At 58.6% G+C, this 23,073-nt stretch carries 31 protein-coding genes; 30 read left to right on the forward strand and 1 reads right to left on the reverse strand.

Annotation, left to right across the window (positions count from 1 at the left end; genetic code table 11):
- Positions 1 to 17: 17 nt before the first annotated feature.
- The 30 genes from AC1ROI_RS12665 to AC1ROI_RS12810 all read left to right on the forward strand — a co-directional run bounded on the left by AC1ROI_RS12665 (position 18) and on the right by AC1ROI_RS12810 (position 22,688).
- Positions 18 to 371 (forward strand): putative holin, encoded by a 354-nt coding sequence (locus AC1ROI_RS12665; protein WP_102595720.1) that lies wholly within the window; start codon positions 18 to 20, stop codon positions 369 to 371.
- Complete coding sequence (locus AC1ROI_RS12670; protein WP_102595721.1) at positions 364 to 654, forward strand: phage holin family protein; 291 nt, start codon at positions 364 to 366, stop codon at positions 652 to 654. Before AC1ROI_RS12665 ends, AC1ROI_RS12670 begins: the two co-directional genes overlap by 8 nt.
- Positions 654 to 1,022, forward strand: coding sequence for an HNH endonuclease (locus tag AC1ROI_RS12675; protein WP_102595722.1), 369 nt, complete (start codon positions 654 to 656; stop codon positions 1,020 to 1,022). Before AC1ROI_RS12670 ends, AC1ROI_RS12675 begins: the two co-directional genes overlap by 1 nt.
- A 153-nt stretch (positions 1,023 to 1,175) precedes the next feature.
- Complete coding sequence (locus AC1ROI_RS12680) at positions 1,176 to 1,709, forward strand: phage terminase small subunit P27 family (RefSeq protein ID WP_102595665.1); 534 nt, start codon at positions 1,176 to 1,178, stop codon at positions 1,707 to 1,709.
- The gene (locus AC1ROI_RS12685; RefSeq protein WP_102595643.1) at positions 1,672 to 3,486 is read left to right on the forward strand and encodes a terminase large subunit; all 1,815 of its coding nucleotides are present in this window, start codon (positions 1,672 to 1,674) and stop codon (positions 3,484 to 3,486) included. Before AC1ROI_RS12680 ends, AC1ROI_RS12685 begins: the two co-directional genes overlap by 38 nt.
- Positions 3,483 to 3,668, forward strand: coding sequence for a hypothetical protein (locus AC1ROI_RS12690; protein ID WP_102595644.1), 186 nt, complete (start codon positions 3,483 to 3,485; stop codon positions 3,666 to 3,668). Before AC1ROI_RS12685 ends, AC1ROI_RS12690 begins: the two co-directional genes overlap by 4 nt.
- Positions 3,669 to 3,670: 2 nt before the next feature.
- Entirely contained in the window at positions 3,671 to 4,942 is a 1,272-nt protein-coding gene (locus AC1ROI_RS12695; RefSeq protein ID WP_102595645.1) for a phage portal protein, read from the forward strand.
- Positions 4,939 to 5,883, forward strand: coding sequence for a S49 family peptidase (locus AC1ROI_RS12700; protein ID WP_102595646.1), 945 nt, complete (start codon positions 4,939 to 4,941; stop codon positions 5,881 to 5,883). Before AC1ROI_RS12695 ends, AC1ROI_RS12700 begins: the two co-directional genes overlap by 4 nt.
- Positions 5,884 to 5,946: 63 nt before the next feature.
- A complete protein-coding gene (locus tag AC1ROI_RS12705; RefSeq protein ID WP_102595647.1) occupies positions 5,947 to 7,266 on the forward strand; it encodes a phage major capsid protein in 1,320 nt (439 codons plus the stop codon).
- Between the two features lie 48 nt (positions 7,267 to 7,314).
- Complete coding sequence (locus tag AC1ROI_RS12710) at positions 7,315 to 7,602, forward strand: hypothetical protein (RefSeq protein ID WP_102595648.1); 288 nt, start codon at positions 7,315 to 7,317, stop codon at positions 7,600 to 7,602.
- Positions 7,603 to 7,605: 3 nt separating this feature from the next.
- On the forward strand, positions 7,606 to 8,157 hold the full coding sequence (locus AC1ROI_RS12715; protein ID WP_102595649.1) for a hypothetical protein: 552 nt from the start codon (positions 7,606 to 7,608) through the stop codon (positions 8,155 to 8,157).
- Between the two features lie 2 nt (positions 8,158 to 8,159).
- Positions 8,160 to 8,522 (forward strand): phage head closure protein, encoded by a 363-nt coding sequence (locus AC1ROI_RS12720; RefSeq protein ID WP_102595650.1) that lies wholly within the window; start codon positions 8,160 to 8,162, stop codon positions 8,520 to 8,522.
- Positions 8,515 to 9,036, forward strand: a complete 522-nt coding sequence (locus tag AC1ROI_RS12725; protein WP_102595651.1) for a hypothetical protein — start codon at positions 8,515 to 8,517, stop codon at positions 9,034 to 9,036. Before AC1ROI_RS12720 ends, AC1ROI_RS12725 begins: the two co-directional genes overlap by 8 nt.
- Before the next feature lie 24 nt (positions 9,037 to 9,060).
- Positions 9,061 to 9,651 carry a phage tail terminator protein gene (locus tag AC1ROI_RS12730; protein ID WP_102595652.1) on the forward strand — a complete coding sequence of 197 codons (591 nt, stop codon included), beginning with the start codon at positions 9,061 to 9,063 and terminating at the stop codon, positions 9,649 to 9,651.
- Positions 9,648 to 9,854, forward strand: a complete 207-nt coding sequence (locus AC1ROI_RS12735) for a DUF2635 domain-containing protein (RefSeq protein WP_102595653.1) — start codon at positions 9,648 to 9,650, stop codon at positions 9,852 to 9,854. The genes AC1ROI_RS12730 and AC1ROI_RS12735 overlap by 4 nt, the downstream gene beginning before the upstream one ends.
- On the forward strand, positions 9,854 to 11,350 hold the full coding sequence (locus AC1ROI_RS12740) for a phage tail sheath subtilisin-like domain-containing protein (protein WP_102595654.1): 1,497 nt from the start codon (positions 9,854 to 9,856) through the stop codon (positions 11,348 to 11,350). Before AC1ROI_RS12735 ends, AC1ROI_RS12740 begins: the two co-directional genes overlap by 1 nt.
- A 60-nt stretch (positions 11,351 to 11,410) precedes the next feature.
- A complete protein-coding gene (locus AC1ROI_RS12745; protein ID WP_102595655.1) occupies positions 11,411 to 11,758 on the forward strand; it encodes a phage tail tube protein in 348 nt (115 codons plus the stop codon).
- Positions 11,755 to 12,051, forward strand: a complete 297-nt coding sequence (locus AC1ROI_RS12750; protein WP_102595656.1) for a phage tail assembly protein — start codon at positions 11,755 to 11,757, stop codon at positions 12,049 to 12,051. The genes AC1ROI_RS12745 and AC1ROI_RS12750 overlap by 4 nt, the downstream gene beginning before the upstream one ends.
- Positions 12,052 to 12,181: 130 nt before the next feature.
- Positions 12,182 to 14,242 (forward strand): phage tail tape measure protein, encoded by a 2,061-nt coding sequence (locus tag AC1ROI_RS12755; RefSeq protein WP_102595658.1) that lies wholly within the window; start codon positions 12,182 to 12,184, stop codon positions 14,240 to 14,242.
- A complete protein-coding gene (locus AC1ROI_RS12760; protein WP_102595659.1) occupies positions 14,242 to 15,549 on the forward strand; it encodes a DNA circularization protein in 1,308 nt (435 codons plus the stop codon). The genes AC1ROI_RS12755 and AC1ROI_RS12760 overlap by 1 nt, the downstream gene beginning before the upstream one ends.
- Before the next feature lie 3 nt (positions 15,550 to 15,552).
- Positions 15,553 to 16,668, forward strand: a complete 1,116-nt coding sequence (locus tag AC1ROI_RS12765) for a phage baseplate assembly protein (RefSeq protein WP_102595660.1) — start codon at positions 15,553 to 15,555, stop codon at positions 16,666 to 16,668.
- Positions 16,665 to 17,171 carry a phage baseplate assembly protein V gene (locus AC1ROI_RS12770; RefSeq protein WP_102595661.1) on the forward strand — a complete coding sequence of 169 codons (507 nt, stop codon included), beginning with the start codon at positions 16,665 to 16,667 and terminating at the stop codon, positions 17,169 to 17,171. Before AC1ROI_RS12765 ends, AC1ROI_RS12770 begins: the two co-directional genes overlap by 4 nt.
- Positions 17,172 to 17,173: 2 nt before the next feature.
- Positions 17,174 to 17,572: a phage GP46 family protein gene (locus AC1ROI_RS12775; RefSeq protein ID WP_102595662.1), complete on the forward strand. Its 399-nt coding sequence runs from the start codon at positions 17,174 to 17,176 to the stop codon at positions 17,570 to 17,572.
- Positions 17,562 to 18,599 carry a baseplate J/gp47 family protein gene (locus tag AC1ROI_RS12780; RefSeq protein ID WP_102595663.1) on the forward strand — a complete coding sequence of 346 codons (1,038 nt, stop codon included), beginning with the start codon at positions 17,562 to 17,564 and terminating at the stop codon, positions 18,597 to 18,599. The genes AC1ROI_RS12775 and AC1ROI_RS12780 overlap by 11 nt, the downstream gene beginning before the upstream one ends.
- Complete coding sequence (locus AC1ROI_RS12785; protein WP_102595664.1) at positions 18,590 to 19,189, forward strand: YmfQ family protein; 600 nt, start codon at positions 18,590 to 18,592, stop codon at positions 19,187 to 19,189. The genes AC1ROI_RS12780 and AC1ROI_RS12785 overlap by 10 nt, the downstream gene beginning before the upstream one ends.
- A gap of 11 nt (positions 19,190 to 19,200) precedes the next feature.
- Entirely contained in the window at positions 19,201 to 20,352 is a 1,152-nt protein-coding gene (locus tag AC1ROI_RS12790) for a glycine-rich domain-containing protein (protein ID WP_146015523.1), read from the forward strand.
- On the forward strand, positions 20,349 to 20,744 hold the full coding sequence (locus AC1ROI_RS12795) for a tail fiber assembly protein (protein WP_102595892.1): 396 nt from the start codon (positions 20,349 to 20,351) through the stop codon (positions 20,742 to 20,744). The genes AC1ROI_RS12790 and AC1ROI_RS12795 overlap by 4 nt, the downstream gene beginning before the upstream one ends.
- 73 nt (positions 20,745 to 20,817) lie before the next feature.
- On the forward strand, positions 20,818 to 21,684 hold the full coding sequence (locus AC1ROI_RS12800) for an HNH endonuclease (protein WP_102595891.1): 867 nt from the start codon (positions 20,818 to 20,820) through the stop codon (positions 21,682 to 21,684).
- A 63-nt stretch (positions 21,685 to 21,747) separates the two neighbouring features.
- Complete coding sequence (locus AC1ROI_RS12805; RefSeq protein ID WP_102595890.1) at positions 21,748 to 22,173, forward strand: cell wall hydrolase; 426 nt, start codon at positions 21,748 to 21,750, stop codon at positions 22,171 to 22,173.
- A complete protein-coding gene (locus tag AC1ROI_RS12810; RefSeq protein ID WP_102595889.1) occupies positions 22,173 to 22,688 on the forward strand; it encodes a lysis system i-spanin subunit Rz in 516 nt (171 codons plus the stop codon). Before AC1ROI_RS12805 ends, AC1ROI_RS12810 begins: the two co-directional genes overlap by 1 nt.
- A 24-nt stretch (positions 22,689 to 22,712) precedes the next feature.
- Here AC1ROI_RS12810 and AC1ROI_RS12815 read toward each other — a convergent pair whose 3' ends face one another.
- On the reverse strand, positions 22,713 to 23,072 hold the full coding sequence (locus AC1ROI_RS12815; protein ID WP_146012993.1) for a hypothetical protein: 360 nt from the start codon (positions 23,070 to 23,072) through the stop codon (positions 22,713 to 22,715).
- Position 23,073: the final 1 nt, after the last annotated feature.

Here is a 23,073-nt window from a genome sequence, read left to right on the forward strand (position 1 = left end):
TGCAATGGAGAATCAGCATGAGCGAGCCGGCAACTATTGTCGTGGCCGGTGGTGTGGGACTGGCTGCTACTGGCCTTGTGGCGGGTGTGGATATGCTCGCAGTGATCGGCGCCCTAGCTGGCTCGCTGGTCTTCTTCACCACGACTGAGGAATTGCCTGTATGGAAGCGGGTGCTGTTCCTGTTGGTGTCTTTCGTGATGGGTTACATGTTCGCCCCTGGCATGGCCGAGGTTGAGTTGTTCGGCGTCAGGCCATTCAAGTTCACCGGGCCGGCGGCTTTCGGTGCTTCGGTTGTTGTTGTCACCGTTGCACTGGCCATCATCAAACGGCGCGGCCTCATTGCTGAACAGCAAGGGAGGCAGGATGGATAGTCAACTATTGCAGCAGGTCCTGACGCAGGCGACGTTCTGGTTGTGTGTCGCGTTGTTCGTTCGACTGTTTACGTTCAAGCGGCATGGTGCCCGGTTTCGTAGGAACATGAGTTGCCTCGCCTGGCTGGTGATGGTCGCGTCGGGCTCAGCGGTGGTTTACATCGGCAAGGGCCAGTTGGTCATGCCACATAACTCTTGGCCGCTGGTGGTTCTGCTTTCCGTTTTCGTTGGCTCTGTCTGCAAAAGCTCGGGCAACCTTGCGCGTGTATGGAAGATGGGCTGATGAGCAAAGTGTCTGATGATCGACGCGGCAGCAGTACCGAACGGGGTTACGGGTACAAGTGGCAGAAGTCCCGTGATGGTCATCTGCGCCACCATCCTTATTGCACCATGTGCTCGACTGATCAGCGTCCCGTGGCGGCGACCATTGTCGACCACAAGATCGCGCCCAAGCTGAAGGATGCCAAGGACAGCGGCGATCCGGTCCGCATAAAGGCGGCGTGGAAGTTGTTCTGGAATCCGAAGAACTGGGCGAGCCTATGCAAGTTCTGCCACGACTCGACCAAGCAACGGCTGGAGAAGAGTGGTCGGCTCCCTGGCTGTCAGGCTGACGGCCGTCCAGTCGATCCGGGGCACCACTGGAACCGCTGACCAGCGGCCGTCCGTGCACCAAAAAAATGCACCACCCGAGGGTAGGGGGGGTGAAAAACTTCGGCGGGAATTTGTTCTAGACCGCTCGCCCCCCTCGCTTCGCAAAGTCGGGAAAAATGAGGGAGGGGGGGTATCACCAGGCAGGGGTTATTTATGGCCGGAAATGGAAACTCGGGTCGCCCCGGAATGCCGGCGGCGCTCAAACTTTTGCAAGGAAACAAGGGGCGGGAAAATCGTGATGATCTTCTCGCAGAGGTAGCGAGGCCGGCCGTACCGGTGGGCGCGCCGCCACGGCCCGATGTCTTATCCGCTGAAGCGATCGCTGAGTGGGACGAATTGGTCCCCGCGCTGATCTCCCTTGGCATCGTTTCACAGTTGGATTCGATGGCGCTGGCCACCTATTGCCAGGCCGTAGCCGATTGGCGGCGCTACCAGCGGCTGATCACCAAGCGCAATGCAGCATCCGATGACGAATTGGGTGGCGATATCCAAACCTTCAAGACCGGTGCGCAACAGATGCACGTCCTTCGGCAGCTCGCGAACGACGCGGAGAAGCGTGCCAACGCTGCCGGCGCCCAGTTCGGCATGTCGCCAATGTCCCGGCGCAACCTGAAAACTGCCCCGGCACCGCAAGGTGATCTATTCCCAAATGACCAACGAGACGCCGCAGACAAGTACTTCAGCTGACGACCGAGTTACCGGCTTTGCCAAAGCCGTCCTGGCAGGCGAAATTATCGCTGGCCCCAATGTTCGTAACGCTTGCAAACGCCACCTTCGGGATCTTGAGCACGGCCCGTCTCGTGGTTTGATCTGGGATCTTGAGCGCGTCGACCGCGCCCTCGGCTTCTTCGAAGATGTCCTTTGCCTCAACGGGGGCGACTACGAAGGCATGCCCTTCATGCTCGCGCCATGGCAAGCCTTTGTAGTTGGTAGTTTGTTCGGCTGGATGACCGTTGACGGTTATCGCCGGTTCCGACTCGGCTACATCGAGACAGGAAAAGGCTCGGGCAAAAGCCCCCTAGTCGCCGGCATTGGCCTTTATGGGTTGGTGGCGGACGGAGAACAGCGCGCCGAAATCTACGCGGCTGCTACCAAGCGCGACCAGGCCATGATCCTGTTCCGTGACGCCGTATCGATGGTCGACATGTCGAGGAAACTTTGCTCGCGACTTGTGCAGTCTGGTCGCGATGAAAAAGTTTGGAACCTGTTCTACCCGAACACAAACTCCTTTTTCCGGCCCATCAGTGCCGACGAAGGCAAGTCCGGTCCAAGGCCGCATATTGGTTTGCTCGACGAGCTGCACGAGCACAAGAGCGCTTCCACCGTAAACATGATGCGCGCTGGTACCAAGAACCGACGCAAAGCCATGGTCGTGATGATCACCAACAGTGGCTCCGACAAGAAGACGGTCTGCGGCCAGTACCACGATCTGGGCGTCCGGATCTGCGCGGCCATCGAAGATGACGATAGTTTTTTCGCGTTCATCTGCTCGCTGGATGAAGGCGATGACCCGTTCAAGGACGAAGCCTGCTGGCCCAAGGTCAACCCCTCGCTGGACTACATCGCCGAAGGGCAAAGCGATGGCATCCCCGGTCGCAAGTACTTGCGTGAACAGGTCCAGTCGGCCCGAGGGCTACCGGCTCAGGAGTCGGTGGTGCGTCGTCTCAACTTCTGCGAATGGACACAAGCCGATGCCCCGTGGATTTCTTGGGGTGTTTGGAAGCAGGCCGAAGAGCGTGTGCCAATGCGGCTACTGCGCAACCGCCGATGCGTCGGCGGGCTCGATCTAGCCAGCACCACGGACTTGACCGCGTTCGTTCTAATCTTCTGGCCCGCCCCGCACGACCCTCACTGGCGCCTGTTGCCGTACTTCTGGATCCCAGACGACGACCTTCAGGGGCGCGAGGATCGCGACAAGGTGCCCTACGCCATGTGGGTTAAAGATGGGCACCTTGAAACGACCCCGGGCCGGGCCATCAGCAAGCTGCATGTGCTGCGTCGCCTGGCCACGATCTGTGCGTACTTCGACGTCGAGCGCATCGCCTATGACCGGTGGCGCATTGAAGACCTGCTGCAGCTGATGTCCGAGTACGACATCTCGCTGCCAGAAATGGTGGGGTTCGGCCAGGGGTACAAGGACATGGGGCCGGCAGTCGATGAGTTCGAGCGCCGTCTGCTGGGCCTAGCCCCTGAGCAGGACGTGATCGATCTTGATCCCGCTGACTGGGAGGTCATCGAAAGCGAGACAGTTGAAACCCTGCGTCACGACGGTAACCCGGTAATGACCTGGTGCGCCGGCAACGCGGTGATCGTTTCCGATCCAGCCAACAACCGGAAGGCCGACAAGGCCAAGGCGACCGGCCGGATCGACGGCATCGTCGCATCCATCATGGCCGTCGGAATCAGCAGCAAGGCTGCTGGGACGAGTGGCAAATCCATCTACGACGAAGGGGCTGGTATATGAAATTGGGCATCCTGTCATGGGTGGCTGGGCTGCTGGGCTTCAGTCTGCTGGTGTACGGCGTGGCAATGATCAGCACGCCGGCTGCCTGCATTGTTGCCGGCCTAGGTTTGATGGCCTGGTCATTCCTTGCCGATCGTGCATCCGCTGCACTGAAAGCCAAAACCAAACCACCAGGAGGTTGAGCATGTTCTTTTCAAGCGTGCTCGGCGCGGGGCGCGGAAATCTGACAGAAACGAGCGACGGGTTTTGGCGTGGTCTTCTGGGTGGCGGCCGCAACAGCACGGGCGTGAGAGTCACGCCCGAGTCAGCGTTGGGCCTGCCTATCCTGCAAAACTGCGTCACGCTGCTGGCCGAGACCATGGGGCAATTGCCTTGCGAGATGTACCGCCGACTGGATAAGGGCCAGCGCGAAGCCGCCATCAACCACCCGGCGTATGACGTCCTTCGGTATCAGCCGAACGGGTTTCAGACGCCTTATGAATACCGTGAGTGCACGCAAGGCGCTGCCGGCTTGCGTGGCAACGCTTACAGCTTCATTGATCGCCGGGACGACGGAAACGTCGCGGCCCTCTGGCCATTGTGCAACGACAAGGTGCAGGTGCTGAAAGGCGGCGACATGCTGCCCTATTACCGGATCAGCGGCGGTGAAACTCTGCCGATGCGGATGATCCACCACGTGCGGTGGTTCAGCACCAACCATTACGTTGGGCTGTCGCCGATTGAGGTGCATGCCGAATCGCTAGGTCTGGCTCAGGCGGTGCGCCAATACACGGGCAAAAGCTTCGCCAACGGCGTGACCGTCTCCGGTGTGATCGAGCGCCCGCGTGAAGCCCCGGCGATCAAGGATCAAAGCAGTATCGACAAGATTGTCGATCAGTGGGGCCAGAAGTTCGGCGGCATGGACAACGCCAAGAAGGTTGCGTTGTTGCAAGAGGGCATGACCTTCAAGCCCGTCTCCATGAACAACGTGGATGCCGAGGTGCTGGGGATTCTCAAAACCACCGGCACCGATATCGCCCGGATATACAAGATCCCGCTCCCCATGGTCAACGACCTGGAAAAGTCCAACTACAACACCCTTGAGCAGCTGATGATTCAGTTCGTGGTGTTTGCACTGTTGCCCTGGGTGAAGCGTCACGAGCAGTCAATGATGCGGGACTTCCTGCTGCCCGCTGACCGGCGCGAGTACTTCATTGAGTTCAATCTGTCCGGCCTGTTGCGCGGTGACCAGAAGAGTCGCTATGAGGCCTACGCCATTGGACGGCAGTGGGGCTGGCTCAGCGTCAATGACATCCGACGGCTGGAGAACATGCCTCCGGTACCGGGCGGGGATATTTACTTGCAACCGCTGAACATGGTGGACGCAGGCAAGGGCGCCGCTGATTTGACCAACCCCAACGTGCGAGCGCAGCTCGAACTGCAGCACGCTGAAATAGAGAGGATTCTCGCGCAATGAAAAACTACCTGCGAGCCTCCAGCCTGCTGTTCAATCAGCCGCTGTTGGTGACGCCTGACATGTTGGACCTGGGCGTTCGCTGGGCCAACCAGGCAATGAGCTTGAACATCGTCAACATCGGCGCCGTAGCAGGTGCCGGTCTATGGGCGGACGATGGCCTGGACCGCATCGCCCAGCGCGAAGAAGAGCGTCGGACTGCAATTGCGCGCACTGGCATTGAGGTGATTCCGGTCAGCGGTGTGCTGGTCAGTCGCGGCAGCCACGTGAGCATGTGCGAGACGATGACCAGCTATGAAACGCTACGGGCTCAGATTAGCAACGCTGTTGCGGATCCGATGGTCGAGCGCATCGTGTTGGACATCGACAGCCCCGGAGGTTCTGCCGTGGGCGCCTTCGAGCTGGCGGCGGACATTCGCGCCATGGCCCAGCAGAAGCCCATCACCGGCATCGTCAACTTCATGGCCTACAGCGGTGGCTACCTGATCGGTGCCGCCTGTAGCGAGCTGGTGGTGAGCCAGACCAGCGGCGTCGGGTCGATCGGTGTCATCGCCAGCCACATGGATCGTTCCAAGATGGAAGAGGGCATGGGCGTCAAGGTGACCACCGTGTTTGCCGGCGCTCACAAAAATGACCTCAGCCCCCACGAACCGCTGAGCGACCAGTCGCTCAAGTACCTCAACGACGTTGTGCAGGAGAGCTATCAGCTCTTCGTCAATGCGATTGCCGACTACCGCGGGCTCTCGGTGCAACAAGTCATTGCCACTGAGGCGGGCCTGTATCGAGGGCAGGCGGGTATTGCGGCAGGCCTCGCCGATCGCATGCAGAGCCCGCAACAAGCTGTCGATGATTTATCCAACTCGGTGGCCGTGAGCCGAGCCAACCGCCAGCAAGGCCGGCTTTCGGTCCGTGCAGCTGCACTGAATTTTCAAACCCAGATCTGACCGCGTTCGCGGCAGTCGTTCGAAGCCCGCCCTGTGCGGGCTTTTTAATGCCCAGGAGGCACCATGTCCCTTGTACTTCAATTGCGTAGCGAACGCGCCAAACTCAATGAGTCGCTTCAGGCTCTGGCCAAGCTTGAGTCTGGTGGTGAAACCCTGTCGGCTGAGCAACTGACTCAATTCACCAGTCTGGAGGCTCAGTTCAATGCGCTGACTGACAAAATCAGCCGAGCCGAACAGGCTGAGCGAATGGCCGCCGCGAGTGCGGTACCGGTCAGTGAGTCGGCGCAAGGTCGCACCGGTCCACCACCAGGTCATATCTCTGGGTCGGGTCCAGCTGAGGCGCCAGGTGTGCGCATGGCTCAGATGGTTCGGTTGCTGGCGGCCGCCGGTGGCAATCAGCATCAGGCCGCTCAAATGGCAGAGCAGGGTGGTTATTCCACCGATGTTGCCATGGCGTTGAGCACTGTGACGCCGGGTGCCGGTGGTGTGTTGGTTCCTCAAAACTTCGCAACCGAAATCATTGAAGCTCTGCGCCCAATGTCGGTTGTGCGAAAGATGGGTACCCGAAGTCTGCCATTGAACAATGGCAACTTGACCATGCCGCGAATCACCGGCAACACCATCGTGACCTACATCGGTACCGAAACCGATATCCCGATCACCGGCATGACGTTCGCTGACACGAAGCTTTCCGCGAAAAAAGCGGCAGCAATCGTGCCTATCTCGAATGACCTGATCGCCAACGCCGGGATCAGTCCGCGCATTGACGACATTGTCGTGAACGATCTAGCGGTGTCGATGGGGCTCTCGGAAGACCTGCACTTCATCCGCGCCGACGGCACGGGCACGCTGCCCAAGGGGATGCGCTACTGGGCACAAGCGTTCAATGTGTTGCCAGCTCCCGACACCGTTGGCATCACCCTGGAAAAAATCGACCTGTTCGCCGGCGGCATGATGCTTCGCATCGAAACGGCCAACGTGATGATGAAAGACTGCGGTTGGTTGATGCATCCGCGCGTGTTCCGCTGGTTGCAGTCGCTGCGTGATGGCAACGGCAACAAAGCCTATCCGGAAATCGAACAGGGCCTGTTCAAGGGGTATCCGGTAGGTCTGAGCAACCAGATCCCGGTCAACCTCGGTGTCGGCGGTAACGAGACCGAATTCTACTTCGTGAACTTCGCCGACATGATGATCGGTGAGGACATGGACCTGACGATCTCGTTCAGTAATGAGGCCTCGTACAAGGACTCCGAGGGCAACATGGTCAGCGCTTTCCAGCGTGACCAGACCCTGGTCAAGGTAATCGCCAAGCATGACTTCGGTCCACGTCACGTGGAGTGCATCGTGGTCGCCGTCGCCGTGAAGTGGGGCGCTGGCATGTAATCCTTTTGCCCCGCCTCGGCGGGGCTTTGCATATCTGAGGTCGAAGCGATGAGCGATAAAGTTGTTGTGCGGTTTCTGAAAGCCTGGCGCGGTTACTCGGCTGAGGAGTTGGCAGGGTTTGACGAAGAGGTTGCTGAGGGCCTGAAATCCAAGGGCTTTGCTGAGGCCTACGAAAAGCCTAAAGCCGGTAAGGGAGCATCGGCCAAAGCCAGTGGTGCAAAAAATGCTGGTGAAACTGGCACGGCAGGTTCACCCCCTGAATCCTCGGGTGCGGCGTTAAACGGTGCTGAAGGCGGCGAAGGTAATTCCGGTACCGATGACGACGCGAAGCCATAAGCCATGGCCCGCCGTATCGAGTACTTCGGCGAACCCGTTCTCACCCTGGCACAGGTTGCGTTCCAGTGTCGGGTTGAGCCAGAGGACATGGAGCCGGCGTTGATCGAACAGATCATCATTCCCGGCGTGACAACTCAATGTGAATCGAAGACGGGCGCTTCAATTCGCGGTGCGATTTACGAAGAGGACTGGCCGACTCACTTCGCGGCAGGCCATGCGCTGGATGTCGGCCAGGCCAATGAGATCGTTTCAGTTATGGCGCAGCAAGCGGACGGCGCATGGGTGGCCCAGCCGGGGCCGTTTGAGCTTCGTCAAGATCAGCGGGAAAGTTTCCTGTTCTTCCCGTCCCCAAGGCCGGCTGGTGTGCTGCGGATTCGGTATAAGGCACAGCTTGATATGGCCGTGCACCCCGGCGTCCGCAACTGGTTGTTGATGGCTGCGGCGACGATCTACCGACACCCGGAAATGTTTCTGGTGGGGCAGACCTTGGCAGAGCTGCCATCTGCATTCCTCGACCACTTGGTCGCTGAGATCACCGTCCCGCCGAGGTTCTGACTATGGCGATGCGCGAACCCAGTGCTGGGGAGTTGGCCCGGCGTATCACCCTGAGGTTGAGGACAGACATACCGGCTCCAGACCAAGGGCTCGACTCGCTGTTCACCGACCAGAAAAGGCGATGGGCAAAGATAGAGCCTGTCGGTACCGCCGTTTATGCGAACGGTGTTCAGACCGATGTGAAGATTACCCACCGGATGATCCTGTATTACCTGAAGGGAATGAGCGAATCCCACGAAGTTGTTCATGGCGACACGATCTATCGGGTGCGCAGGGTTGCAGACATGAACGGTAACAGTCGGTTTACCTTACTCGAAGTAGAAGAGCTGGGGCCGCAACTGGTCGGGGGAGGGATCTATGTCTAACTCGGCTTCGATTGATGGATACCTGCACGTCGAGGGCTTCGACAAGTTCGAGCGGGAGGCCTTTGACAAACGGAAGATTCGCGCCGGGATGCGGAAGGTTGGCCTGCTGATCACTCAAAAAGCACAAATGAACCTCGCGCTTGGCGGTGGACAGGATGGCTATCCAACAACGCGCACCGGTGCCACGGTGGAATCGATCAGTTTCAAGGTGTCGCGCTCCGGCTTTCTTGTTCGCATCTCTCCCACCAAAACCACGGCCATGGAAGATTTCTACCCGGCCTACCTGCACTACGGGGTGAAAAAAGGGAAGCGCCTCGGAAAGCTGGCGCCCGGGAAGGGCAAAGGTAAATCGAACCGTCGAGCAAAAGGTGCTCGCGCTGCGGCGTTGGCCGAGCGAGCTTCTGGTGAATGGCGAATCAAACCGCGGGATAACTACATGGCCGACGCCTTGCAGGATTCGGCATCACAAGTTCAATCGATCCTCTCTTCTGCGTTTTCTGCTGCCTTGGGTTGATCGTCGATCTTTCTGGACACTCTGATGAAACTGAATCCGATCGTTGCTCACCTTCGAGCGACATGCCCGACCTTTGCCGGGAGAGTCAGCGGCGGCATCGATTGGGATGCTGTCGTTGAAAGCGCAAAACTTGCTTTGCCCGCGGCCTACGTCATTGCGTCGGCGGATGCGGGTGGTCCCAATAAAGCGCAAAACGCTGTCATCCAAGACATCACTGATCAGTTCGCTGTGGTGATAGTTCTCGACGCCGGTGATGAGCGAGGGCAGGAAGCTAACGATTTGCTGCATGACCTGCGCGCCGAGCTCTGGCGATCGCTTGTGGGCTGGTGCCCGGCACCGGAGTACGAACCGATCGAATACGGCAAGGGCGCCTTGCTGCATACCAGCCGGGCACGTGTGGTTTACCAGTTTCTGTTCACTGCCGAGTTCCAGCTTGGCCGCAGCAGGCAAAGCGACCCCGCTGAGACCTGGCACGAACTTGAGCTCGACGGGTTGCCGCCTTTCACCGGCGCAGACTTCGACATGGACTGCATCGACCCGGCAGATCCAAACCTGCAACAACCTGGCCCGGATGGGCGCATTGAAGCGAAATTCTCAGGAGACGTAACACCATGACCAAACGCATCACTGTGGTGCCGGCCTCTGGCCGCTCTGTGCCCGATCCGGAGGCTGGCGACTTGTTGCCTGTTGAAGGCCGGGAAGTCCCAGATAACGCATGGTGGCGCCGCCGCCAAGCGGATGGGGACGTAACCCTCAAGGCTGATAAAGCCCAATCCATCAAGGGCGTCACCGCGCCGAAACCCGAGGAAGCGCAATAATGGCTATCGGATTCAGCAACATCCCCGCCGATGTCCGGGTGCCGCTGTTTTATGCGGAGATGGATAACTCGGCGGCCAACAGTGCGTCGTCGGCCATGCGTCGACTGATTGTTGCCCAGGTCAACGGTGACGCCGCCAGCGAAAGTATTGGCCAACTGGTGCTGGTGTCGAGTTTGGGCCTGGCCAAGGACATCGGCGGCCAAGGCTCGATGCTGGCGACGATGTACGAAACCTGGCGCAAGACTGATCCGATCGGCGAGATCTGGTGTCTGCCGCTACAAAACGATACCGGTACCGCTGCAACAGCGACGGTCACTATCACCGGTGCCGCGACCGAGCCTGGGTTGTTGAACCTGTACGTAGGTGGTGTTCGCGTGCAGTCGGTCGTCGTGTCGGCGGCTACTCCGACGATCGCAGCATCGGCGTTGGCCGTGAAGATCAACGCGACGCCAGACCTGCCAGTCACCGCTTTGGCTGTCGCGGGAGTAGTTACGCTCACTTGTAAGTGGAAGGGTGAGAGCGGCAACGACATTGGTCTGGTTCTGAATCGGCTGGGCAAGTCCAATGGCGAGGCGACCCCTGCGGGCCTGACTGTTATTGCGACCCAGATGACGGGGGGCGTCGGTGCGCCTGACCAGATCGATGCAGTAGCGGCGCTGGGCGATGAGCCTTTCGAATTCATCTGCGTGCCTTGGTCGGATACGACCACGCTGAACGCGTGGAAAGATGCGATGGACGACAACACCGGTCGCTGGAGCTGGGCCAAACAACTGTTCGGCCACGTCTACACGACGAAGCGCGGCACCTTGGGTACGCTGGTGGCGGCAGGTCAGGCGCGTAACGATCAGCACATGACGATCCAAGCGGTGGAGCCAGGTGTGCCCCAGCCGGTCTGGGTACAGGCAGCAGCACTGGCGGCGCGCACCTCGGTGTTCATCTCGGCAGATGCTAGCCGACCAACGCAAAGCGGCTCACTGCCCGGGCTGGATCCGGCACCTGCCAGCGAGCGGTTCACGCTCACGGAGCGACAATCGCTGCTGACCTACGGCCTGGCTACGGCCTACTACGAAGGTGGCTATGTGCGCATTCAGCGCTCGATCACCACCTACCAGAAAAACGCGTACGGCCAGGCGGACAACTCCTACCTGGACAGCGAGACCATGCACCAGTCGGCGTTCATCATCCGGCGCATGCAGAGCGTCATCACCAGCAAGTACGGTCGCCACAAGTTGGCCAGTGACGGTACGCGCTTCGGTGCCGGTCAGCCGATCGTCACGCCGAGCACCATTCGCGGCGAGTTGATCGCGCAATACGCCAAGCTCGAACTGGAAGGCCATGTGGAAAATGCTGACCTGTTCGCCGAGCACCTGGTGGTGGAGCGCGACAGCAATGACCCGAGCCGCGTGAACGTGTTGTTCCCGCCGGACTACATCAACGGTCTGCGTATTTTTGCGCTGCTCAACCAGTTCCGCCTCCAGTACGACGCCGCCGCGTAACGCTGACCACGATCACCAAGCCCGCCCCGAGCGGGCTTTTTCATTCTGGAGATACAACCCATGGGCAAAAAAGTAGCGGGCACGGCGTACATCAAGGTGGATGGAATGCAGCTGACCGTCACCGGTGGCGCCGAAGCGCCGTTGATGGATAAAAAAAGGGAGACGGTTTATCCGGGCTTCTACAAGGAAGAGGAGTTGGCGCCTTATCTGAAGATGACCGTTATTCATGATCCGGCTCTATCGCTCAAAACGCTGACCGAAGGCACCGACATGACGGTCACCTGTGAATTCAACAACGGCAAGGTCTACGTGCTTTCGGGTGCGTACCTGGTCGACGAGCCGACGACGAAAGGCGATGACGGCACCATTGAACTGCAATTCGACGGCATTAAAGGGGTGTGGCAATGACGGGCACAGTAAAACTTCAGGTGGCCATCGAGGCCCACGGCGAGCCTCTGACCGAGCTGACGCTGCGTCGGCCGACCGTACAGGAAGTGCGCGCCATCAAGGCGCTTCCATACAGAATCGGCAAAGACGAAGAGGTCAGTCTCGATATGGATGTGGCCGCCAAATACATCGCGATCTGCACCGCCATCCCACCATCGTCCGTCAACCAGTTGGACCTTGCAGACCTGAATGACCTGAGTTGGCAGATCGCAGGTTTTTTCATGACAGCGGCGTCGAAACCGTCGACGACTTAATCAGGGTCGCCTACGACTTGGCCTGGTATTGGAAGGTTGACCCCCAACAAATGATGGCCAGGTCACTGGATATGCTCATCGAATGCCTTGAGCACGGCCAGCGTATTCACGGTATACAGGAGGGGCAGTGATGGCGGACAAGTTCCAGCTCAAGGCGTTGATCACCGGCGTTGATAAGTTGTCGCCGACACTGACCGGGATCCGTAAGAACGTTGCGGGCTTCCGCAAACAGATGAGCAGCTCAGGCCTTGGCAACATCGGCTTTCAGGACATGTTGCAGGGCGGCGCCTTTGCTGCGCCGTTCATTGCTGGCGCCCGTGCTGCCATGGAATTCGAAACGTCCATGGCCGATGTGAAGAAGGTGGTTACCTTCGACACGCCCGAACAGTTCAAGCAGATGGGGCAGGACGTGCTTGATATGTCGGAGAAAATGCCGATGGCGGCGAGCGGCATCGCGGCCATTGTTGCTGCCGGCGGCCAAGCCGGTTTCGCCCGTGGTGAGCTGAAGCAGTTCGCTGAAGACGCGGTGAAGATGGGCATCGCCTTCGATCAAACAGCCGACCAGTCCGGCGACATGATGGCGAAGTGGCGCACCTCTTTCAAAATGACCCAGCCCGAAGTCGTAACCCTGGCTGACAAGATCAACTACCTGAGCAACATCGGTCCTTCGTCCGCAGCGCAGATCTCCGACATCGTGACCCGGATCGGTTCGTTGGGTGGTATCGCCGGCCTGTCAGCAGGTCAGGTTGCCGCGATGGGGGCCACGCTTGCGGGCGTGGGTGTCCCGAGTGAAGTAGCGGCAACGGGCATGAAGAATTTCATGCTGTCGCTGACCAAGGGCAGTGCGGCCACCAAACAACAATCGGAGGCTTTCAAGTCGCTGCGTTTGGATGTGAAGCAAGTTTCGAAGAGCATGCAAAAGGATGCTCAGGGCACGATCGAAGATGTGCTGGAGCGCATCGCCAAGGTCGATCCGGCGAAGCAGGCCGGGTTACTGACGCAGCTCTTCGGTACCGAGTCGGTGTCTGCCATCGCGCCACTGCTGACCAACCTCGATCTGTTGAAATCCAGCTTCGGCGCCGTAGGCAAGGAAGGAAAATTTGCTGGATCGATGGAGGCGGAATACACGGCTCGGTCCGCGACCACTGCCAACTCCATGCAGCTGCTGACCAACAAGGTAACCCGGTTGGGTATCGCAGTGGGTTCCGGTCTCCTACCGCCGTTCAATGACTTCATGGACCAGATCGGCCCAGCCATCTCCCAAATGTCTTCGCTCGCCGGTGAACACCCTGGTGTTATCCGTGGGGTGTTGGGTGCCGGCGTTGCCTTTGGTGTTCTGCGTGTCGCGGTGATGGGCGCCGTGGTGGCAACCAAGATCCTCAGCGCCGTCACCGCAATGTCGCCGATCGGGATAATCGTTCGCGGTATCGCGCTAGCGGCCGGCCTGTTGATTGCCAACTGGGCGACCGTTGCGCCGTACTTCGAAGCGATCTGGGAAAAGATCAAAGGTCCGGCCATGGTCCTGTGGGGCTGGTTTAAGCAGGCCTTTGCATTCACTCCGATCCCGATGGTGATGGAAAACTGGGGGCCGTTGACTGAGTTGTTCTCGGCGCTTTGGGATGTTCTTGTCGCCGTCTCCACCCCGGTAATGGATTTCCTCGGGCGCATGTTTGAGTGGACGCCGCTCGGGATGATTGCCAAGAACTGGGCGCCCATCACTGAGTGGTTTCAGAAGCTCTGGGCGAAACTGAAACCGATCATCGAACCGATGATGAAGTACTTCGGAGGCGGCGAGGGTGGTGAAGGAATCATCAAAACCGCCACCAATAAAGCCAATGAGTTTGCCGAAGAGCAGCGCGTGCGCAACGCGGGACCAGGTGGCGGCGATGGCTCGTTTGTTGAGGCCGGCGCTGTCGAAGGCGCGCAGCGATATCAGCGGATGATGAAAAACGCGGCGGGCATCCCGAGCACTGAAAAGTTGTTGAGTCGGCCAAATCTGGCCAACCAATCCAGCGGTCTGCTTCAGCAGGCATCAGGTAATCAGGCGCCAAAGCTCAATGGTGAAATCACCATCAACATCCCCGGTGCTCCTCCCGGTACCACCGTCGATCAAGCGAAAACCAATCAACCGGGCCTGAGCATCAAGCCCAGTGTCGGTACCCGAACCATCGGTGTTATGAGGCCCAACTAATGACTGTGACGTGGCGTGATAAGTTGTTGCCGGCTTCGTTCCGGGGGATCAGCTTCTTGATCCCCCAGACTTCGGTGCCGGTGGGTATGAAGGGACAGCTGCATGAATTTCCGCAGCGAGACACACCGTTCTTTGAGCAGTTGGGCAAGCAATCCCAGGTGCACAAGATGACGGCGTGGATCATCGGTGATGATTGTTTCGAGCGTCGAGACAAGTTGATCGAGGCGCTGAACACGCCGGGCGGCGGCGAGCTGGTGCATCCCTGGCTCGGAAAAATGCAGGTCAAGGCAGGCGAGTGCGATATGTCCCACGACTTCGTGGGCGGTGGCATGGTCAGTTTTGAGCTGACTTTCTATCCGGACGTGCCGCTTAAGACGCCCGCGGCGAAGGTCAACACCCAGGCGCAAGTGGTGAATTCGTCTGAAAGCCTGCTGACGTCTTCGCTCAATCGATACAAGACCGCCATGGGTACAGTTAATCAAGCCCGGCTCGGGTTGCTACAAATGCGCAACAGCCTGACGAACGTCTTCTCTGTCATTCAGCAGCAGTTCGCGCCGTTCGTGAGTGTCTTCACGGATGTCACGGGTTTCGCGCAATCGCTCATCAACTCCCCTGGCTCTTTGTCCTCGCTTTTCTCCAGCTACTTCAGCAGCTTTTCAGGTTTCGATTTTTTCAGCTCAAGTTCAAGTGGTCGGTCCAGCTCGGGCAGCAGCTTCGGTAGTAGCTCGGGCAATGATGGTGGCGGTTACCGCGGGGCTGTCGCCGAAGCCAGCCAGCAGACGGCGGCGGTCGGCAGTATCAACACCGTCAGCTCTATCGGTGGCACTGATGCAATCACTGCATCACAGGCCACCGCAAATCTGGTGCAGGATTCAACCCTGGTGCAGATCGGCCTGATCGTGAGCGAGATGCCAGTAGCCCCGCAGCCAGAGTCAATTGAGGCCATGCCTTCCGTTGAGCAACAGGCGCTCCAGCCCATTGTTCGGCCCGACGTGCCGGTGGCTGACGACGTGATCGAACTCCGTGACAACCTCAATGAGGCCATTCATGAAGCGTCACTGAAGGCTGATCCCGAGCACTATCTGGTGCTGAACAATTTTCGGCAGACGGTGGTAAAGCACCTGACGGCTGTCGCGCAATCCGGGGTCAAGTTGGTCGACATCACGCCGCCTGAAACCTTGCCTGCATTGGTGCTGGCCTACAGACGCTTCGGCGATGCAACGCGCTCGCCGGAGGTCGTTCAGCGCAACCGCATTCAGCACCCAGGCTTTGTGCCGGCGGTGCCCATCAAAATCGCCCAGAGGTAACCAATGTCCGATGACCAAAATGCGGTCAGCCTTACGGTTGGCGGTCTGGATTACTTCGGCTGGAAATCGGTGGAAATCACTGCGGGGCTCGAAGATCAGGCCCGATCGTTCAATGTGTCGTTGACGTGGAAGTGGCCGGGGCAGGTTCAAAACGTACCGATCCGGCAGGGCGACAAGTGCCAGGTGAAAATCGGTAATGACCTGGTGCTGACGGCGTGGGTGTTTGCAACACCGGTCAGCTACGACGATAAGCAAATCACCAAGACGATCAGCGGGCGATCATTGACGGCGGACCTGGTGGACTGCGCGGCAGTCAACAAGCCTGGCCAATGGAACAACCAGGCGGTGCTGGCCATCGTCAAAGCGTTGGCTGCGCCCTATGGCATCACGGTGAACAGTGAGATCCCTGAAGGCGGAAAACTTTCTGACCACACCATCGAGCCGGGCGAGACGGCGTTCGCCTCCATTGACCGGTTGCTGACATTGTTCCGGGTGTTCTCCACGGACGACGCGCGCGGTGCCGCCGTGCTGGCCAGCCCAGGCAGTGGTGGCCGCACCTTCGATGCGATTGAGGTGGGCAAGAACGTCAAGACCGGCGATGCGCCGCTCGACTTCTCCGGGGTGTTTTCTGAGTACCAGGTGCTGGGCCAGAAAAGCGGCACCGACGATGAGTTTGGTCCCGATGCCGCTGAGGTTTCGGCCAGTGCCGCTGACGATCGCACCACCCGCAAACGGGTGATGATCATTCAGGAGTCCGGCCAGGTGACCAACGAGCTGGCCCAGTCGCGGGCCAACTGGGAACGTAGCAGCCGAATGGGGAAGGCGCTGACGGTCACTTATGTGGTTCAGGGCTGGCGTCAATCCAATGGACAGCTTTGGCGACACAACATGATTGTCAGGGTGATCGACCCCATCATTGGCATGGACCGAGACATGCTGATCTCGCGCATCACCTACACGCTGAACGAGCAGGGGATGCTCGCCAAGTTGGAGGTGGGGCCGCCTGAAAGTTTTGAGCCTGAGCCGAAGGACCCGCATGGCAAAAGGAAGGTGAAGAAGGGCGGCAAGGGTGACAACTTCGAATACCTGATCCCCGCTGACTACGAGCCCAAAAAATGAATATGAAAAACTTGCTCGCCCGCGGCACGGTGGTGCTGGTCAATGCCACCAAAAAACTCCAAGGCCTACAGGTTCGCCTCACCGCTGGTGAGCTCAAGGATGGCGCTGAACACTTCGAACCTTACGGTTTCACCAGCAACCCACTGCCCGGCGCCGAGGTGCTGGCTGCGTTCATCGGTGGTGATCGATCCCATGCGGTGGTGCTGGTGGCCGCTGATCGCCGGTACCGCATTCAGGCAATGGCGTCCGGCGAGGTGGCCATCTACACCGACGAAGGTGATCACATCCACTTCAAGCGCGGGCGGATCATCGACATCGAGACGCAGACCCTGAACATCAAGGCCACGACAGCGGTGAACATTGATTCGCCGGTGATCAACCAGACAGGGGAAATCGTTTCGCAGGGTGATCAGGTCGCTGGTGGCATCAGCCAAATTCATCACGTTCACGGGGGCGTTATGGCTGGTAGTGGTCAGAGCGCCGCGCCTGTCGCGGGAGGTTGAGCATGGTCATTTCTTCCGAGGTTGAGGCTGCGCTTATTCGCGCCGTGACAATCAGCCTGTACACCTGGCGCCGCGCCGAAACAGATGATCTTGTTGATGACGATGAACGTTTTGGTTGGTGGGGCGACAGCTACCCGCCGATCACGAATGACCGCATCGGCTCCCGCCTGTGGCTACTGCGTCGGGTGAAGCTGACACCACAAACCCAGCGCGATGCCGAGGCCTACGCACATGAGGCCCTGCAATGGTTGCTGGATGACGGTCATGTTGTCGACATCGCTATCGCCAGCGAAAAAGTCGATATCAACCGACTGAACCTTATCCCGACGCTGACCATTACCGGCGGTACACGTCTTGAAATCAAACAACCCTCTTCATGGCAGGTGATCTATGCCGTTTGAAACGCCTTCGCTACCTGTCTTGATCGGCCGTACCCAAGGTGACTTGGCCTCTGACTCGCTGCGCCGATCTGATGCACAGGTGCTGGCCAGAACCTTGGGTGGCACGGCTTTTGGTTTGTACGGCTACCTCGACTGGATCGTCGAGCAAATCCTGCCCGATCGGGCGGACGAAGAAACGCTGGAGCGGGTTGCGTTGTTGCGCCTGAATCAGCCGCGCAACCCAGCCCAGCCGGCAGAAGGGCCAGTCAGCTTTACAGCCGCAGCGGGGGCTGTGCTCGATATTGATGTTGTGCTGCAGGCTGGTGATGGTCGCACCTATAAGGTGACGACTGGCGTCACCACGGTGGCGGGACTTAACACCACCACGATCGAGGCGGTCGACGCCGGCACTCTGGGCAACGCTGATCCGGGTCTGACTTTGAGCCTGGTCCAGCCGGTGGCCGGCGTCACCAATACTTTTACCGTGTTGGCTCCCGGTGTAACGGGTGGTATCGCGAAGGAAAGCGTTGAGTCGCTGCGTGCCCGAGTGGTGCGGTCCTATCGGGTTATCCCGCACGGTGGATCTTCCGCCGATTATGAGACGTGGGCACTGGAGGTTGCCGGTGTGACTCGTGCCTGGTGTCGCGGTAGCTACCTGGGGCCAGGCACCGTTGGCTTATTTATCATGCGTGATGGCGATGTCGATCCGGTTCCTAATCCGGCGCAGCTCGCGGAAGTGAAAGCCTACATCGAGCCGCTGCGGCCGGTAACGGCTGAGCTATATGTCCTCGCACCCAACAGAGTCCCGGTGCTCTACACCATCCATGCGGTACCAGACACCAGCGCGGTTCGTGCTGGCATTCAGGCGCAGTTGATAGATCTGCACGAGCGAGAGGCCGGGCTTGGGGACACTCTGCTCATAAGCCATATCCGTGAGGCGATCAGCGGATCATCAGGCGAGACCGACCACCAGTTGATAGCGCCTGTGGCCAATGTCGTGCCCGCCACCAACCAACTGCTGACATTTGGGGGTATCACATGGCTGTAGCGAGAACCGCCGATCAATACCGCCAGCAGCTTCGGGGGCTCCTGCCTGCCGGCCCCGCATGGGATCCGGAGTTGGTGCCGGAGATTGATCTTGTCCTGACGGGCGTTTCGCTGGAGTTCTCCCGGCTCGATGCACGAGCGGTTGACCTGCTTAACGAGATGGACCCCTCGGGCGTGAGCGAACTGGTGCCGGACTGGGAGGCTGTAATGGGGTTGCCCGATGTCTGTCTCGGGCCAAACCCAGCGTTTGAAGACAGGCGTCTGGCAGTGAGGCGCAGACTGGTGGAAGTGGGAGGGCAGAGCAGGGCTTACTTCCTTGAAATCGCAGTGAGCCAGGGCTACCCGAATCCCACTATCACCGAACATCGAGCGCCCCGTATGGGGCGTTCTCGTTTTGGGGCGGCGCATTTTGGGACCTGGCATGCGCAGTTCATGTGGACGCTCAACACCGGGGGGCGTCAGCGGCAAGGCCGTCGCTTTGGCGTCAGCTATTGGGGCGAACGCTTTGGGGCAAACCCGGGCAACGCCATCGAATGCTTGATCCGTCGGCCGGCGCCGGCGCACACCGTTGTGCACATCAATTACGACTGAGGGGATGGAACGTGGATTATCCAAAAAGTGTGCCCAGTATTGGGCTGGTAGGTGGCAAGTTTGTAGACGAGGATCCTCTGGCAGGTACACCGGGTTCACTGATCCCTTCGGCGTGGGGCAACTCAGTCACTGACGAAATGCTGAATGTCATTCAGGCTGCGGGGCTTGTCCCGGCTGAAGCGGATTTGACCCAGCTGTTGAAGGCCATCCGCGCGCTTGGTCAAGCTGGCGCTACGAATTACGCGTTGGATACGGGCGTTGCGAACGCCTATGTGGCGGCGTTTACCCCGTCCATCACCAGCCGCGTCAATGGTCGGCTGTTGCGCTTCAAAGCGAAGACTACCAACACCGCGTCGTCGACGTTCAATGACGGCGCCGGTCTGGCGAACTTGGTCGGCCTGGGGGGCTTGGCGCTGCAAGGCGGTGAAGTGGTCGTCGACGGTATCTGTACGGTGTGCTGGAACAGTTCGCTATGGGGCGGCGCGGGGGCCTATGTGCTGCTGTCGTGTGATACCGCGCCACTGCAAGTGGCTCCCGCGCTCAAGAGTAGCCACGCGGTCACGCTCGGCCAGCTGCAGAATCGCGGGTCGCAGCTATTCGCGTCCAATGGCACGTTTACCGTGCCCGCTGGTATTACCTCGGTTCTGGTCACTCTTTGTGGAGGTGGCGGCGGCGGTGCGGCTTATTACGATACGACCTCGGCCGGTGGCGGCGGGGGCGGTGGCGCGGCGGGGATCAACATTCCGATCAGCGTGACACCCGGCCAGGTGTTGGCGGTCACAGTCGGCGCGGCGGGGACTGGCGGGCAAGCTGCAGCGGCCAATGGTTTGGCTGGTGGGGCTTCATCGCTCGGGGCACTAGTCAGCGCGGCCGGCGGTGGCGGCGGTGTAGCGGCCGGAGACGGCGGGTCCGGTGGTGCAGCCAGTGGTAGCATCGTTGTCGCGGGTAGTTATGGGCAAGCGTACAACCCTTCCGGCCCATCCCAAGAGCAGGGCGGCAGTGGTGGCGGTTCGGTATTTGGCGCGGGTGGTGTGGGCAGCATGCGCCTCGGCGCCGTCCCAGCCCGACCGGGTACTGGTTATGGCGCGGGTGGTGGTGGTGGCTGCCGAACGGTGGGCGCATCGGGTAGCAAGGGGTTTGTTCTGGTGGAGTGGTTCCAATGAAAGTTTTTGCGCAAGTTCAAGATGATCGTCTGCACTGGAAGTTCGAACAGGATGACCAGCCAGAGTTTGCCCCTGACCTGGTGATCATCGAGATCACCGGCGTATCTCCAATGCCTCAAGAGGGATGGGGATTTGACGGATCGACATTCTCTCCACCGCCTCCACCTTCTGCCGAGGAAATTATCGCTCGCGTTCAAAGTCGCGTAAGCGTTGAGCGCAGGCGCGCCGATGAGGCGGTGGCCCCCCTTCAGGATGCATTGGATATTGACGAGATCACCGACGCAGAGCGGGCGGAACTCATGTTGTGGAAAAAGTACCGGGTCGATCTGAATCGAATTCCCGATCAACCAGGTTATCCCGGCACAGTTGATTGGCCGGTTTCGCCGGATTGATAAAAATCGCTTGGACATCGAATGGGTAGCTGGAGTAGGTTTGGTGACTGCCCTGGCTTACAAGGAATGTTCAATGAAGCGCGAGTCAATTCCTCCCCAAGTAAAACTCACTCTTCGAGCTGAAGTAGGATTTGGTTGTCCGGTGAGTGGCTGTGGTAATCCGTATCTGGAGTACCATCATTTTGATCCTCCGATAAGTGTTCGTGCCCATAATGAACCGCAGGGGATGATAGCTCTGTGTGCCCAGCACCATAAAAAGGCAGATGGTGGAGCATTTACAAATGAACAACTACATGCATTGAAGTCGGATAAGGCCCATGCAGAAAGCGTTAAAGGTAGTCTAGATTGGCTACGCTATGAACTCCTCGCAGTGGTAGGAGGCAACTATTATTACGAAACGCCAAGAGTCATTGTAATAGATGACGTTGAGGTGGTCTCATTAAAGAGGGATGATGAAGGGTACTTAAGGCTTAGCGTTAATTTTCTTAGCTTGGAACGGGCAGATCGCATCACTATTGATCGTAACTCTTGGCGAGGAGTAGGTAATCCTATTGATCTGAGATGTCCTCCTCAAGGGAAAGAGCTAGAAGTTAAATATGATAATGGGGATTATCTCTATTTGCGGTTTTTTGAATTAAACTCGGCAGAGGAGGCATTCAAAAAATATAATCATCCGGCCTTTTTGAGTGAAGAGTTTGTGCGTTACCCTATAACTGCTCTTGAGGTTAACTTAAGAATAGGTGGTACAACTATCGAGTTATCCCCTAAAGGAACGACCTATGGTAATGGGGGTTTTTCTGGTGGGTTCTATTCCTGTTGTGGTGGAGGTATTGATTTATCTGGAACTGGATTGGTTTGGCAGCAGAATCCGCCTGATGCGGTTCCTGTGAAACCCATTGTCGATGATAGACGAGTTATCCATGTAGATTTTCGAAAATAAACATAAACAATCATTAATTACATAACCCGCTCCGGCGGGTTTTTTATTTTCTGGAGATAAGTTATGACTGCAACCGAAAAAGACCGCGACATCCTCGCGCGTACATTGTGGGGGGAGGCGCGTGGCGAGAGCCTGGTCGGGCAGATTGCGGTGGCCTGGACGATCCGCAACCGTGTGAACGACGGTGTATCGAAGTCGTGGTGGGGTGAAGGCTACGCAGGCGTGTGCCAAGCCAAGTACCAATTCAGTTGCTGGAATGCGAACGACCCAAACTTCGCTTTCCTGATCGGTGCGAAACCTATTCCGGCTAGCGAGTTCACCCGGGCGCAGAGAGCCGCTGACCTGGTGATCTCCGGCGTCGAGCCTGACCCTACTGGCGGCGCCACGCACTACTATGCGACCAGCATAAAGACTCCACCGGCTTGGGCGGCGAAAGCGAAACAGACGTATAGGCTTGGCGGTCACGTTTTTTTCAGGGATGTTCCGTGATGACGCCGGTGCAAAAGCTTATCTGCCTGCTGGCGTTGATTGTGGCGCTGATGGCTGGTAGTGCCGTGGCGACTTGGCTAATCCAGGACTGGCGCTTCGGTAAACAGTTGGCGGATCAAGCCCGCCTGCATGCCGACGATCTGACCGCCATCAGTAACGCTACCTCTGCCCAGCAGCAAGCCGATCTGAATAAGCGCGTTGCGCTTGAGCAGCGATTGTCGGCCAGCGATCAAAACCATCACAAGGAACTGAGCGATGCTCAAACCAATCAAGCTCGCTTACGTGATCGCCTTGCCACTTCTGATCTGCGGCTGTCAGTCCTCCTTGCCGAGGATCCAGCCAGTGGCTGCGCAGTGCCAACCGGGGCCGCCACCGGCAGCGTGGTTCATGGAAGAGCGCGTGCCCGACTTGACCCAGCGCATGCTCAACGAATTGTCGCCATCACCGACGCCGGCGATCAGGGATTGATCGCGCTGCGTGCGTGCCAAGCCTACGTGCGAGAGTTTGCGAGATGACGATCGGGACAAGACAGGTCCATTTTACTGTGAAGCGGTGAGCGAGCTTGTTGTGTCCTTGCATGCCTCAGACAACAGGGAAGGAGGCACGAAGGTGTCACTCACTCTTGAAAAATATTTATCCTGCAGCGTTGGGTTGAAACCGTTAGGACTAGCGCTAGATCCGAGGTAACGAACAGTGGAATCAGTGCAATTAAATTCAAGCTTCACGTAAGTCTTGTAATCCCCAAAGTCTCTTTTCGTGATGACGGTACGGGTTTGGTCGGTTTGGGTGATTGAAACGGTCGAGTCTTGGCTGAGTGAATGCGAGCGCAAGATAACTGAGTCAGCGCCGTGGGCGGCGGAGCAGGAAAATAAGGCACAGGCGATAAGAAAGCGACTCATG

Source organism: Pseudomonas sp. GW823-FHT02C02 (assembly GCF_058797635.1).